Source organism: Photobacterium aquae (assembly GCF_001029445.1).
Taxonomy (GTDB): domain Bacteria; phylum Pseudomonadota; class Gammaproteobacteria; order Enterobacterales; family Vibrionaceae; genus Photobacterium; species Photobacterium aquae.
Genome location: NZ_LDOT01000026.1, coordinates 32,344 through 46,329, shown reverse-complemented (window position 1 = coordinate 46,329; position 13,986 = coordinate 32,344). Strand labels below are relative to the sequence as shown.

Annotated in this window: 10 protein-coding genes; 5 read left to right on the top strand and 5 right to left on the bottom strand. The window is 47.7% G+C overall.

Annotated elements, in window-relative coordinates:
- The first annotated feature begins 223 nt into the window (after positions 1–223).
- Positions 224–532, top strand: a complete 309-nt coding sequence (locus tag ABT56_RS17580; RefSeq protein ID WP_047880216.1) for a DUF496 family protein — start codon at positions 224–226, stop codon at positions 530–532.
- Between the two features lie 171 nt (positions 533–703).
- Positions 704–2,020, top strand: a complete 1,317-nt coding sequence (locus tag ABT56_RS17575) for a MipA/OmpV family protein (protein ID WP_047880215.1) — start codon at positions 704–706, stop codon at positions 2,018–2,020.
- 90 nt (positions 2,021–2,110) lie between these two features.
- On the opposite strand, the gene ABT56_RS17570 is transcribed toward ABT56_RS17575, so the two are convergent.
- The 5 genes from ABT56_RS17570 to ABT56_RS17550 all read right to left on the bottom strand — a co-directional run bounded on the left by ABT56_RS17570 (position 2,111) and on the right by ABT56_RS17550 (position 10,629).
- The gene (locus ABT56_RS17570) at positions 2,111–2,698 is read right to left on the bottom strand and encodes an FMN-dependent NADH-azoreductase (RefSeq protein WP_047880214.1); all 588 of its coding nucleotides are present in this window, start codon (positions 2,696–2,698) and stop codon (positions 2,111–2,113) included.
- A 558-nt stretch (positions 2,699–3,256) separates the two neighbouring features.
- Positions 3,257–4,687, bottom strand: coding sequence for a 16S rRNA (cytosine(1407)-C(5))-methyltransferase RsmF (gene rsmF, locus ABT56_RS17565; protein WP_047880213.1), 1,431 nt, complete (start codon positions 4,685–4,687; stop codon positions 3,257–3,259).
- Positions 4,688–4,858: 171 nt separating this feature from the next.
- Positions 4,859–7,489 carry an MlaD family protein gene (locus tag ABT56_RS17560; protein WP_047880212.1) on the bottom strand — a complete coding sequence of 877 codons (2,631 nt, stop codon included), beginning with the start codon at positions 7,487–7,489 and terminating at the stop codon, positions 4,859–4,861.
- Positions 7,470–8,675 (bottom strand): paraquat-inducible protein A, encoded by a 1,206-nt coding sequence (locus tag ABT56_RS17555; RefSeq protein WP_047880211.1) that lies wholly within the window; start codon positions 8,673–8,675, stop codon positions 7,470–7,472. Before ABT56_RS17555 ends, ABT56_RS17560 begins: the two co-directional genes overlap by 20 nt.
- A gap of 121 nt (positions 8,676–8,796) precedes the next feature.
- Positions 8,797–10,629 (bottom strand): ABC transporter ATP-binding protein, encoded by a 1,833-nt coding sequence (locus tag ABT56_RS17550; protein ID WP_047880259.1) that lies wholly within the window; start codon positions 10,627–10,629, stop codon positions 8,797–8,799.
- A gap of 83 nt (positions 10,630–10,712) precedes the next feature.
- On the opposite strand from ABT56_RS17550, the gene ABT56_RS17545 reads away from it, so the two are divergent.
- From ABT56_RS17545 to prc, 3 genes are all read left to right on the top strand, one after another.
- Positions 10,713–11,171 (top strand): GAF domain-containing protein, encoded by a 459-nt coding sequence (locus ABT56_RS17545; protein WP_047880210.1) that lies wholly within the window; start codon positions 10,713–10,715, stop codon positions 11,169–11,171.
- Between the two features lie 109 nt (positions 11,172–11,280).
- A complete protein-coding gene (proQ, locus tag ABT56_RS17540; RefSeq protein ID WP_047880209.1) occupies positions 11,281–11,925 on the top strand; it encodes an RNA chaperone ProQ in 645 nt (214 codons plus the stop codon).
- An 18-nt stretch (positions 11,926–11,943) separates the two neighbouring features.
- Positions 11,944–13,944, top strand: coding sequence for a carboxy terminal-processing peptidase (prc, locus tag ABT56_RS17535; RefSeq protein ID WP_047880208.1), 2,001 nt, complete (start codon positions 11,944–11,946; stop codon positions 13,942–13,944).
- Positions 13,945–13,986: the final 42 nt, after the last annotated feature.

Sequence of the window (13,986 nt, the reverse complement as noted above, 5' to 3'; positions counted from 1 at the left end):
ATTCACAGCGGTCGGAGTTTACTACCTTGAAAACATGAAGCTCATCAAAATGTTAAGTTTAAGGTTTCTTAAAAGTGGTAATCTGTGGCAGATATATTTCGTGCCTTGAATCAAAGTATTCGTTATTGGTGTTCGATCGGTTAAAATGTGACTTGTGTAGCATCCGGTGTTTCTGCTATAACGGTCAGCAGTTAGGTTTTTTAGATTCATGTAAGGACATACTATGAACACTATCCTAGAGCTAGTTCGTCAAACTCGCCGTAAGAACAAGCTAAAACGCGAAATTCTAGATAACGATCGTAAGATTCGCGACAACCGTAAGCGTGTAGAGCTGCTGGAAAACCTACTGGATTACATCAAAGCAGACATGACCCACGATCAGATTGTTGAAATCGTTGAGAACATGAAAGGCGATTACGAAGATCGCGTTGATGATCACATCATCATCAGTGCTGAACTATCAAAAGAGCGTCGTGAAGTCAGCAAGAGCATGAAAGACCTGAAAAAAGCTGAAATTGCTGCGCATCACTAAGTGCGAAAAGAATTATCAAACCCGGCCTTGTGCCGGGTTTTTTTATGTTTATTTTTCTAAAATCAATTCAGGAAAAAAATAAGCGGCAAGGGGAGCGTTTTGCAGACGTTATTTCATGGATGGAGAAATACCATTAGATGGGTTGGTGGGGCGATAGGTCTGTTTCCGTTAATGGCCTTGGCCGAATCAGAGGAGGCTCTTCATCTTCAGAGCAAGCCTCAAGGCATGATATCGGTGCATGATCTGAGAGCACGACGTGATGGGGAGCAGCAATGGGGAATTGCCGCAACCATCAGGACAGCCAGTATTCCCTATGCCACTAAAGATGTCGTTGAAGATACCAGTGTGAGTTCTTTTCTTCCATTGATGTTCTACGAGGGCGATCGTGTGTTTTTGCGTGGTATGGAAGGTGGCCTTAATCTGTATCGACAGGACAGTTGGGAGCTGAATGCGCTGTTGCGGATGCATTTTATTGATATCCCCTCGTCGTTTCAAAATCAGATTGGCGGTGATACTGCGGATTACGGGTTACAGTACCGGTATCTTTGGGGTGAAACCTACAGTGCCGAACTGGAATTGCTTTCTGATCCTAGCGGTAGAATGAGTACGCAGGCGGTGTTTCAGGGGGATTACCTTTTAGGGGATTGGCGCCTGAAGCCTGAACTGAGCGCTATCTGGAAAGATCGTGATTACAACAGCTATTATTACGGGCTTCAACAAGAAGAGATCGGTGCGGGGGTGGATGTTAAAGCTGGTGGCAGTGCGGCGTACCATGTCACTTCTAACTTATACCTGTTTGCAGGGGCGCATGCCCGTTATTTTGATAGCCAAGTCCGGGCATCTGATGTGGTTGAAGATGACTGGCAGGGTGAATTTTACCTTGGCTTTGGTTTCTTTAATGACCAGTCTCAGCCAAGGAAAAAAGAGATCGGGAATCAGCCGTATCTGCGTATTGCCCACGGTTGGGCAACGCCTTCCAACATTGGCGATATTTTTGCTTTCAACCGAGAAAAAGATCCGTTCAATAACCAGTTAAGTTCCGTATTTTATGGGTATCCGTTGACGGACGAGCTCTTTGGCTTGCCTTTGGATATCTTTCTTACCCCGGGAGTTGTTTGGCATTGGAGCTCGGATGTTCAGCCGAGTAGCCAAGAGTACCTGATGGCGATTAAGGCATACTATACGTTTGACTGGCCAGTCAAATGGCGTTTTGGCTTGGCTGAAGGGCTTTCGTATGCAAACCGTATTACCTATATCGAACAGAGTGAAATGGACCGCAAAGGTTACGAGCCAAGCAAGTTGCTCAATTATCTCGATTTTTCATTTGATGTAAATCTGGGATATATGTTCAACAACCGTAAGCTCGATGGGGTATGGGCTGGCTACAGTTTGCACCATCGTTCGGCGATCTTTGAAAGTGCTTCTCAATTTGGCCGGATCAAGGGCGGAAGCAATTATAATACGGTGTACATACAGTTTGATCTCTAGTTTTAGATCTCGCCGAGAGGCTTAGTGCTACCAAATCATAGTTGGCATGGCATGGTAGCACGGAGTTTATTTGCTCTCAAATAAGAAGAGTTAGGCCGTAAGTTGAGCAATATCTGCTTTGGCCGTTTCAATTCCCTTGGTTGCCATATCGTCACCCATGTTCAGTGCTTCGCTGTAAACAACGTTGACGTCTGTAAGGCCGACAAATCCCAGAACCGTTTTCAGATAAGGGATCATGGTATCGGTTGCGCTGTCTTTGTGCATACCGCCACGAGTCGTGACGATAATGACCTTTTTGCCGGTGAGCAGTCCAACTGGGCCGTTCTCGGTGTAAGAGAATGTCACGCCAGCACGGGCAATAAGATCAAACCAGTTCTTTAGCTGGGTAGGAATAGCAAAGTTATACATAGGTGCACCAATTACGATGGTGTCGCTGTTTTTTACCTCTTCAATAAGGGTATTTGACAGTTCCAGTGCGCTTTGCTGTTTTTCGCTAAGGTTGTCACCACCACGCAAACCCATCGCGATTTCGCCATCAAGTACCGGTAATGGATTGTCAGCAAGATTTCGCTCTACAATCGCATTGTCAGCCAGAGCACCGACAAGATGATCAATAAGGCCATTGGATTGAGAGTAGTTGCCAAGAATGCTTGATTTTAAAACCAGTACGTTTGTCATAGTAAGCTCCTAAATGATGAGTATGCGCTAAGGCTTGAACAGAAATATACTCATCGAGTCGGTTTAATAAAAGCGGGAAAACCTGAGTATCTTGTTCAAAAAATTCGAACGAGATTGGTTTTGATTTAAACTTTTGTTTTTATAGGTTAATTTATATTGGCGTGGTTTTCTGGTGAAGGCGTTATGGTTAAATGGTGATTGTTTTGTTGAATATGTTTATGTGGCTGTGTTGGTTAACGTTCAGCGTCGAGTTGGGGGAGTAGTTGTGTGGTTAAAGGCAAAAAAATAGCCCGAGACGACTCCTGTTTCGGGCTTAGGGGAATGGCTCGTGAGAGCCTTGCGCTAACTGGTTAGTAAATGGAGATCAATTACACTATCAATGTTAGTTCACGCAGAACATTTTGCCAGTATTGGCGTCGAGATTATCTTTCAACTCTGACACTTAACAAAAATATCCTGTATTGTGGTTAAAGCTGTTGTAGGAATTTGTACAGGCAAATACCGCTTATCACCGTGATGTATCTTGTCCCACTTTTCGCAAGGCTCATGACCTTGTTGCTAGATATCAAAAAGGTTGGTATCGCGAACTAATTCACGAGGCAGCCCGTTCTTGATGCGGTTTCCGACCCACTTACCAATTCCGATCGGGTAATCTCGGTAAGTGACGATGACTTCGCCTTGACCGGTAAGACCTTCAGGACGAATATCTCGTCCCATAAACCATTCTTTTGCATCCGCCGAGCCAAGATCAATAGCGGTACTTTCTTTGCCCGTTGCCAATGTCATTACGGCTTCATGCTGCCAGCGGTAACCTTTCTTATGTTGCTCTGCCAATTTAATACCGATGCGCTGGAAGCGGATCTCGTCGATAAGGCTACGGAGTTGGCTTGGGAATAGCCAAACTTCTTTGTCGCGGAGCCAAATATCACCACCAGCAGGAATGGATAGCCCAAGATCTTTATTGAAGCTTTGTGCAATATCCTGTTGTTCTTTCGCACTTGCCTGAGTGAATGGGAATTTGCCTTTGCGCTTTTTCACAGCTGGTGATTCTACGGAAGCCAGTTTACGAATACGGGCCACAAAGAAGCCTTCGCTGTCGTAAATTTGCGGGTAAACGTGAAGGAAGCCTTCTTCGGTCAGGGCTTTTTCAGCACCGTCGAACAAATCACCAAGAGGTTCGAATTCCACGGCGTCGCCGAATGTCTCTTTCAGGTAATGACAAACCTGCTGGTTTTCGCTCAGGTTAAGGGTGCAGGTTGAATAGACCATGACCCCACCAGGCTTGAGTGCTTGGAAACCACTGATGATCAGATCGCGTTGGACGGCTGCAATATCTTCAACCGAGGCAAGGCTCCAGTTTGCCATCGCATCTTCATCCTTACGGATAGCACCCTCGCCAGAACAAGGAGCGTCGAGCAGGATGGAGTCAAACGATTCCGGTGCCCAACCGCCGAAGACACAACCATCGAAATGGGTTAGGGCGGCATTGTAGACACCACAACGCTGAAGGTTGGAGTGGAGAACCTTAATTCGGCTTGCCGCGAGTTCATTGGCAACCAGTGCGCCTTTGTTCTGCATTGCGGCCGCAATCTGGGTTGTTTTCGATCCCGGAGCTGAGGCCATGTCCAATACGCAGTCGAGGCGGTCATTGTCATTAAGAAGTGCCGTGACGGGCATCATCGAGCTGGCTTCTTGAATGTAGAAAAGGCCAGCCATATGCTCGGCAGTATTCCCTAGCGAGACACTTTCTTCATCTTCACGCTCGATCCAAAAGCCGGTTTCACACCATGGTACAGGTGTCAGGGTCCAGCCTTTGTCGGCAACGCGGTCAAGAAAATCGTCAACACTGATTTTCAGGGTGTTCACGCGAATGCTGCGGCGAAGAGGGGTTTTGCAGATCGCAACAAATTCATCAAGATCAAGATGAGCGGGAATGATTTGGCGGATCTGCTCGATAAAAGCGTCAGGGATATGGATGTTTGGATGCAAGGGAATGTCTCGTTACTCAAGCTGTAGGGCGGAAGTTTACCACCTGTCACGGCTCGGAAAAAGCAAGCAGAAAAAAGAAAGGAGTGCAAGGCACTCCTTTGTCTAACTTATCGTCATCTGGATGCCGTTGATTCGTCGATGATTAGAGGCGAATCGTGGCATACAGTGCACCTAGTGGGTTGGAATAGCCGTACGCCATTGTTTCCAATCAGGCTCCGGGGCTTGATGAAGCAAATAGTGGGCTTCTGGTTTGGCCTTTATTTGCAGTGGCTGGGTTTCAGGCGTTGCAAAGGCAATTCCCCCGCGGATAAGGCTGTCTACCGTGCCGCTTTGCAGCGAGGCGCCAGTAAGGCCAATCGTGACATCAATGCCAGATACGTTCCAGAACACCGTGTTCTTGCGAACAAGGTGGCTGTATTCTTGTTCTACCTGCGCTTTGATGATAACCCTGTCGGCCAACTCGCCCAAGCTGACGTCGACGACTTGGCCGACCTGAATATCACGGTACAGTAGAGGGGTGCCTTGAGAGATCGATTGGCGATTTTCACTCTCGAGGATAATTGTCAGCCCTTTGCTGAAGAGTTCGCTGGTACCAAGTTTGAATGTCTGGTTGTAGTGGCCTTCACCCGGCTCGACGGCAATATAGCTCCCGAGCAGGGTATCAAGATCCTTGGCTCCGGTGAGGCTTATCTGCGGTGTTACCACCCAGAAATAGCTCTCGGCTTTAGCTAGGGTTTTAGCATATTTAGGGAACAGGCGAGCTTGGATCAGTACGCTGTTGTGCTGGAAATCTGGCGATATATCAACGACTTTACCTACATTGACGCCTTGATAGCGAATGTCCGTATTAATGCTTAGCCCTTTGGCGTCTGCGGCAGTGAAGGTAACCAGTGTACCGAAGTTCTTCGCTTCTTGCAGATCTGAATAGAGCTTATATTGTTTACCGACTCGGTTGGTGACGCCTTCGATATCGTCAAAGGCAATGCCTCCCTTGAGCAGGGTCGCGACAGGGGCCGCTTTCACCTTGACGCCCGATAAGCCGGCTTCAACTTCAACCCCTGAACGGTTCCAGAAGACGGAGTTTGGCGTTAGCAGATGACGGTACTGGTTCTCAATTTGTAATTTAATTGTGACGCCGTCACTTGTTAGTGCGTAACTGCGGACTTCACCAACGGGCATATTGCGATAAAGCAGCGGGCTACCTTCCGATACCGGCGGCAGTTCGTCGGCAAATAGGGTCAAGGTGGTATAACCGTGGGCTTTTTCTTCGGCGAGTGTTGCAAGCTGACGGCTCTTATAGAGCGGGTACTGCTTCATAACTTGCTTGCTGCCGTTACTGGTAAAGCTGATGCTTTGGCTAATGAGCTGCTCGGCAGGGGGGATCGTAACATCCAGTCCTTGGCTGCTGACATTGGCCTGAATACCCCCATCAATATAGAAGCGGCTGGCAGAGCGAACCAACTGGGTGTATTCCGGTAAGATAAATACCTTGAAATGCACTTTACTGTTTTCAAGCTTAACGTGGGTGACTCGGCCAACCACAATGCCGCGATGCTTGATTTTGGTGCCGCGCTTGATGCCATAACTTTCATTGGCATAAAGGTCGAAGGTTGCAATGCCGTGTTGTTGCTCTTGGAGCTGGTCTTGGTCGATAGCAACAAAAGTACGGGTCGACTCGCCGGGTCCTGGCACAACGGTTAGAAAATTACCGCGAATCAGGTTGCCGATATTTTTAACGCCGTTGAGCGATAGCTCGGCTTCTTCGAGCAGCATTTTTGAACCAGTGGTCAGCAAGTCACTCATGCTTGGTTCGATGGCTGCATGGGCAATGATCTTCTGGCGGTCATCGCTGAGTTTCAAATCGGTGATTTGACCAATTGGCAATCCACGGTAGACGATGGGAGCTCCGCTTGCGTTGACATTGTTGCCTTCAGGCAGCTCGATGGTAATGGCTATACCACGGCCAGCGGTATTGAGATCAGGGTACAGGCGGAAAAGATGGCTTGGCTCGGTCAGCGGGCGGCCTTCGTCTGGAGAATCAAAGGCGATGGCTCCGCTAATCATCGCTGACAGGCTTTCGAATTGTACATCGACACCGTTGAAGCCGATATTGGCACTCATGCCACTGACATTCCAGAAGCGGCTTTTATTGGTAACAAGATTCGCATACTGCGGTTTGATCAGTACGTCGATCAGAACCCTGCGTTTGCTATGGCTCAGGGTATAGTTGAATACCTCGCCAACGGGGATCTTCTTGTACAGCACCTGAGAGCCGATATTGATCGAGCCTAGGTTAGGGGCTTGAAGTTGAATCTTCAAACCATCACCTACCGGGGTATCAGCTGGCTGGCTATCTAGGGCGGTGAATTCTTTGGCGGCTGCGCCGGTGCCCGGTTGCAAGGCGATATAGTTGCCTGACACCAAAGCATCTAGACCAGAAATGCCGGTGATTGATGCTTTGGGTTTTACCAGCCAGAAGCGGGTATCTTCACGCAGGGTTTTCACCGCTTCAGGGTAGATATCGGCGGTGACATAGATACTTTTGAGATCGGTGGACAGGTTAACGTCACGAACGATGCCCACTTCAAGCCCTTGATAGCGGATAGTCGTACGCCCGGCCACTAAGCCAGCTGCATCATTGAAGTGTATTTTAATCCGTTCCCCGGCCTCGTTTACGGCATTGAATACCAGCCAACCGGCCAGTATCAATGAAAGTAAAGGCAGTATCCATAATGGCGAAAGCCCACGGTCTCGCTTTATATCTACCGATTCTGGCAGTGGGTTATTTTGTCCTGTGCTCATAGTTGTCCCATATCAGACGTGAATCTAGACTCTCTGCAGCTAGCATGGTGAGAACCACCACAACACCAAAGGCGATGGCGCCTGGGCCGGGGGTGAAATCCAGTAATTGCTCGCGGTCGATCAATGCAACCATGATGGAGATAACAAACAAGTCCATCATTGACCATTTACCGATCCATTGAATGAAGCGGTATACCCGCATTCGTAATAAATGATTGACCTTACGCTTGAATTGAATCATTAGCAGGATTAAGGCCAAACCAAGAATTTTGGCTAACGGAACAACAATACTGGCAACGAAAATAATGATCGCGATGCCATGCATATCTTGTTTGATAAGCGAGGCGACCCCAGAAAAAATGGTGTCTTCTGCGCGTTTGCCGTTGTTGAGAAAGATTGAAATCGGATATAGGTTGGCCGGAAAGATAAAGATACTGGCGGCAATCAGGTACGCCCATGTTTTCTGGATAGAATGTGGCATACGCTTGTGCAGCGGAGTATGGCACCGTACGCAATGGTCATGCTTGCTTTGAGACATATGGCAAGTATGGCAGTGGTGAGTAATGCTTTCGCGCTTATGATCGGTTTCTGGCTGCCATGCTTCCCAATAGTGATTGATACTGATACGTGTTAGTAGCAAAGAGAGCAGAATTTGCAGGATTACCAGCGAATAGAGCCCCGGACCAACGAATATATCGGCGTAGTCCTGAACTTTGAAACAGGAAATCGCAAGACTGACGAGAAATACATCGAACATTGCCCAGTATTTGAAGTGCTCAATGATCCATAGTGATGATTTGAACAGCCTAAACTGTCGGCGCTGTAACCCATATTGGGCTCCGAGTACTGACAGGCATACCAGCAGGGGAGCGATGGAACTACAGAATAGGATCAGTCCTGCAACCAGCGGGAATTCAGGCGCTAATGTGAATGTACCCGATACGATGGTGGCGGGGATCATCACGCCGAACAGGCGGATAGTGATCATCGGGAAGATGTGGGCCGGAATAAACAGGATAAGGCAGGCAAGGGCAATGGCCAATTCTGCTGAGAACAGCCGCGATCCACCACGGTACAACCGAGTTTTGCAACGCGGGCAATATGCGCTCTGGCCGTGTTGGGCTACCTTTGGCAACACTGGCAGATCACAACCCGGGCAGAGTCTGGCTGTGGATGTGGTGCTCATGAATCTTATCCCCTAAACGAAACCAAGCGCATTGCTGCGCTCGGCTTGGTCACACTTGAATCATCTGGGCATGGATGACAACCAAGAAGATCAGCATGTTATCTAAATGAACAGAATATTATTATTTTATATTGAGTCTGGCTACAGAAACTTGCTGGCCTGTTTCCGCATTTGCTGACTCAGCAGATTGTACGTTGCCGTAAAGGGTCTGGTACAGTCCTGCCATATTCACCAGTTCATGGTGAGTACCACTTTGGCTTACTTGGCCATCCTCGAGTACATAGATTACATCCGCTTGTTTAACAGCAGATAAACGATGGGCCACAATCAAGGTGGTTCTGCCTGCCAGAAACTCATTGAGGGCACGGTGCAGAGCTGCTTCAGTGGCGGTATCTAGCGCCGATGTAGCTTCGTCAAGAATGACAAACTCAGGGTTGGCAAGCACCATACGGGCAATAGCAAGGCGTTGTCGTTGGCCCCCTGAGAGTTTAATCCCTTGTCGGCCGATTTCGGTGTCCAGCCCATCGGTTAGACGCTGGGTGACATCGGCCATCTGGGCAATATCGAGTGCCTGCCATAACTGCTCATCACTAAAGTCGTTACCCAAGCTCAGGTTGTGGCGGAGTGTATCATTAAATAATACTGGATGTTGTAAGACCACCGCCATCTTGTTGCGCAGCGCCTCGTAGCTGACGTCTTCTATTCTTTCGCCGTTGATCAATATATCGCCTGCATCTTTTTGGTAGATACCAAGCAATAATTGGATGAGGGTTGATTTACCGCCCCCAGAGGAGCCGACCAGAGCGACCCGTTTGCCTGCAGGTATATGAAGGTGGAGTCCACGGAGTACATCTTTGTCTTCATCATAGGCAAATTGCAGGTTGTTAATTTGGATGTCGATAGTCTCGCCGTCGCGGAATGGGTTGACGGTCTGCACCGGGCGCACTTCCTCATCGAGGGAGAGAAGTGTGTTGAGGCGCTGCATCGCAGCGGATGCACTGTACCAGGCAAATTGAATACCGAGGAGCTCTTGTACCGGGCCAAGCATAAACCACAGGTAACCAAATACGGCAAACATTTGGCCGACGCTCAGATCGGTAAATAGCACCATGATCATAGCCATAGCTCGGAATAGCTCGAACCCGACGAGGAATAAAAGGAAGGAAATACGTCCAGCCGCCTCAGACTGCCATGCATACTTGTCTGCGTCGTGGCGGATATCGTTCGCGCTGCCTTTGAGTTGATCGAGAAAGTCACGCTCGCGGTTGGCTGCACGCAGCTGGTAGATCCCGTCTAAGGTTTCGACCAGCCGTTGCTGAAAGCGTTCGAATGACTGGTTTTCAAGCTTCTTCAGGGTTTTTACACGGTTGCCCATCAGTTTGGATGCATAGACAACCAACGGGTTCACCAACAAGATAAAGAGGCCAAGCTGCCAGTTAAGCCATAGCAGGATAATGGCGGTGCCAACCACGGTAAGCAGGCCAATCAGAAAACGGCTGAGAGTATCGCCGACAAATTTGTCGATGGTTTCAACGTCGGTAATAAGGTGGGAAGTAATTCCGCCGCTGCCGCGCTCTTCGTATTGACGCATGCTAATCCGGCCGAGCTTGTCTATCAAGTGCTGGCGCATCTTGAAGGTAATGTCTTTGGCAACAAGCGTAAATTGGCGACTTTGCAGAATGTTGAGTGCTTGGCTTGCGATACGCATGATCACGACCATCAGCAGCACCAGTAGAATATAGGCCGTATGCTGGTGCCATGCCTGAGGTAAGATCTGGTTCATAAAGGCGATGCCGTCGCCGGGTTTGTTAAGCAGGATCTCATCAACCATTAACGGCATAAGAAGAGGAATGGGCACGCTGATGAGTGTTGCAACGATGGCAATAAGATTTGCAGAGATGAGCCGAGGCTTATGATGTTTTGCTTGCGTTATTAGCCAAGACCAGTTAATCATTTGGTTTGTATCGCCTTTCACAATGATAATGATTCCTATTACGTGTGTTGGCGCCATTCTATCGGCAATCTGTGGAGTAAGCCATGACAAATCTGTCTGATTTTTATAAAACACTCACTAAGCAAGCCGTAGCCCTGATTGAAGGGGAGTCAGATCTTATCGCCAATATGAGTAATATTAGTGCGTTGCTGGCGATGGAGTTAGAAGAGATTAATTGGGTTGGCTTTTATCTCCTCAAAGATGGGGAGTTGGTGCTCGGCCCATTCCAGGGAAAGCCGGCTTGTGTACGTATTCCCGTAGGGCGGGGTGTGTGCGGAACGGCTGTCTCCGAACAGCGTATTCAACGTGTTGAAGATGTTCATCAGTTCGCTGGACATATTGCCTGTGATGCACAGAGTAATTCAGAGATCGTACTGCCACTGTTTGTTAAGGGCGAACTGATCGGCGTATTGGATATTGACAGCCCAAAACTATCAAGATTTAACCAATCTGACGAGGATGGGTTGGCAACTTTGTTAGAAGAAATACAAAAAAGGCTCTAATTGTATGCTTTCGGTGGTTTTTCAGCGTTAGGTAACTATAATAGCGGAACAAATTTCTTTTTGATTTAAGTACCAACGGCGGGGATGCTCGCCTTTGTCAGGAAAGTCCATGGAAAACTCTGAAAAGCTAACGAACAGTAAAGAAGTGATTGCTTATATTGCTGAGCGTTTCCCAAAATGTTTTACAGTTGAAGGTGAAGCGAAGCCACTTAAAATCGGTATCTTCCAAGATTTGGCAGAACGCCTTGGCGATGACCCGAAAGTAAGTAAGACTCAGCTACGTACAGCACTACGTCAGTACACTTCTTCCTGGCGTTACCTTCACGGCGTGAAAGCTGGTGCAAACCGCGTTGATCTAGATGGCAACGAGTGTGGTGTACTGGAGCAAGAACACGTTGAGCATGCGAAGCAAGCGCTAGAGGAAAGCAAAGCCAAAGTGCGTGCACGCCGTAAAGAGCAGGCCGACGCAAAGGTATCTGCCGACAAACAGGGTGAGGCGACAGCGAAAAAAATTCGTGCAAAATCGGCTAAACCAAAGAACACTAAACAAAAAACGACTAAGCTAAATAAAAAGCCTGCAGAAACCACCCGTGCACTAACAGCTGACGAAGTTGTTGTTGGCAAAGACGTTAGTGTGAACATGGGCTCTGGAAACATGCCGGCGACTATCGTTGAAATCAATAAGGACGATGTGCGTGTTCGTTTAGCGAATGGTTTGACCATGGTAGTTAAAGCGGAGCACCTACGTTCGTAGATGGAGAATGCTCGACGCATGAAATGTCGATTCCGTTTCTCACTGATCGCTGCCGGCATGATGCTGGCAGCATCGGCACAGGCCCTAGAGGCCAAATATACATTAAGTGATATCCCGCAGCTTGCCCCCGAAAAGCAGCATGCCACTGCAAGTAAACGTGTTGCTTCTCGCTTTACGCGTTCTCATTACAAGCAGTTTTCTCTTAATGATCAATTCTCAGCCAGTATGTTCGATCGTTATATTGAAATGCTGGATTACAACAAAAGCTTTTTAACGGCATCTGATATTCAGCAGTTTGATAAATGGCAAAACCAGCTTGATGACCAGCTTAAACGCGGGGATACATCAGCGGCGTTTGATATTTACAATACCGCCTTGAAGCGTCGTTATGACCGCTATCAATATGCGCTTACCTTGTTAGATCGTGAAATCAACTTCGACATTGACGAAGAGATGGTGCTGGATCGTTCTGAGTTGCCTTGGGCCAAGGATCGCAATGAGCTCAATGAAATTTGGCGTAAGCGTGTGAAATACGATGCGTTGAATTTAAAGCTAGCGGGTAAAAACTGGGATGAAATAAAAGAGACCTTAAGCAAGCGTTATAATAATGCGCTTAAGCGTTTGACCCAGACCCACAGCGAAGATGTGTTCCAACTTTACATGAACGCTTTTGCGCGTGAAGTTGACCCTCACACAAGTTATCTTTCCCCGCGTAATGCAGAACAATTCCAGTCTGAGATGAATCTGTCTCTAGAAGGAATCGGTGCTGTGTTACAAGTTGTCGATGACTATACCGTTATTCGTTCACTTGTTGCTGGTGGACCGGCATCATCAACGAAGAAACTTACCGCAGGCGATCGCATTATTGGCGTAGCTCAAGATGGCAAGCAGATGGTTGATGTTATCGGCTGGCGCTTGGATGATGTTGTTCAGTTAATCAAAGGCCCGAAAGGGAGTAAGGTGAAGCTGGAAATCCTGCCAGAGGGTAATAACGCAAAAAGTTACGATGTCACGATTGTTCGTGACAAAATTCGTCTAGAAGATCGTGCAGCCAAGTCAGAGGTTGAGACCGCTGACGGCAAGAAAATTGGGGTTATTGAAATTCCAAGTTTCTATGTTGGTCTATCTGAAGATGTGAAAAAAGAACTGGCTAAATTAAACAATAGTCAGGTCGACGCTGTTGTTATTGATTTACGTAACAATGGTGGTGGTGCACTTACTGAAGCGACAGCATTAACGGGGCTGTTTATTAACAGCGGTCCGGTGGTACAGGTGCGTGACAGTTACGGTCGAGTGAAAGTGAATGGCGATTCTGATGATCGTGTTTACTTTGATGGTCCGCTGACGGTATTGATAAACCGTTATAGTGCATCGGCATCTGAAATCTTCGCGGCAGCGATGCAGGATTATGGCCGAGCTGTTATTCTGGGCGAGCAGTCATTTGGTAAGGGTACGGTACAGCAGCATCGTTCTTTAAATCATATTTATGATTTGTTCGATAAGCCGCTGGGTCATGTTCAGTACACGATTCAGAAATTCTACCGCATCAACGGTGGTAGTACCCAGAATTTGGGTGTCGTGCCTGACATCGCTTTCCCTACAGCCGTTGATCCATCGGAAACAGGCGAGAGTGTTGAAGATAATGCACTGCCGTGGGATAGCATTAAAGCTGCCGATTACCAGAAGCTTTATAATTTTTCGACTGTCTTGCCATCACTTGAGCAGAAACATGATGCCCGAGTAGGTAAAGATATGGAATTTGGTTTTATCAATCAGGATATTGCCAAGTATAAAGTTGAAAAAGACATCAACACGATTTCGCTTAGCGAGAAAGTGCGAATTGCCGAGCGTGACAAAGAAGATGCGGCTCGATTGGCTCGTCTGAATGAACGTCAGAAGCAACAAGGCAAGAAGACATTTGCGACGTTGGATGATGTGCCGAAAGACTATGAAGCCCCTGATGCTTATCTTGATGAAGCATTAGTTATTTCGGCTGATTTAGCTAAAGCACAAGGTTAATTCCATCTAGCAACCTTATTAAAAACGGTACCTTCGGGTGCC

Coding starts and splice junctions, on each gene's coding strand:
- ABT56_RS17580 (WP_047880216.1), top strand. CDS start 224: ATGAACACTATCCTAGAGCTAGTTCGTCAAACTCGCCGTAAGAACAAG.
- ABT56_RS17575 (WP_047880215.1), top strand. CDS start 704: ATGGCCTTGGCCGAATCAGAGGAGGCTCTTCATCTTCAGAGCAAGCCT.
- ABT56_RS17570 (WP_047880214.1), bottom strand. CDS start 2,698: ATGACAAACGTACTGGTTTTAAAATCAAGCATTCTTGGCAACTACTCT.
- ABT56_RS17560 (WP_047880212.1), bottom strand. CDS start 7,489: ATGAGCACAGGACAAAATAACCCACTGCCAGAATCGGTAGATATAAAG.
- ABT56_RS17555 (WP_047880211.1), bottom strand. CDS start 8,675: ATGAGCACCACATCCACAGCCAGACTCTGCCCGGGTTGTGATCTGCCA.
- ABT56_RS17550 (WP_047880259.1), bottom strand. CDS start 10,629: ATGATTAACTGGTCTTGGCTAATAACGCAAGCAAAACATCATAAGCCT.
- ABT56_RS17545 (WP_047880210.1), top strand. CDS start 10,713: ATGACAAATCTGTCTGATTTTTATAAAACACTCACTAAGCAAGCCGTA.
- proQ (WP_047880209.1), top strand. CDS start 11,281: ATGGAAAACTCTGAAAAGCTAACGAACAGTAAAGAAGTGATTGCTTAT.
- prc (WP_047880208.1), top strand. CDS start 11,944: ATGAAATGTCGATTCCGTTTCTCACTGATCGCTGCCGGCATGATGCTG.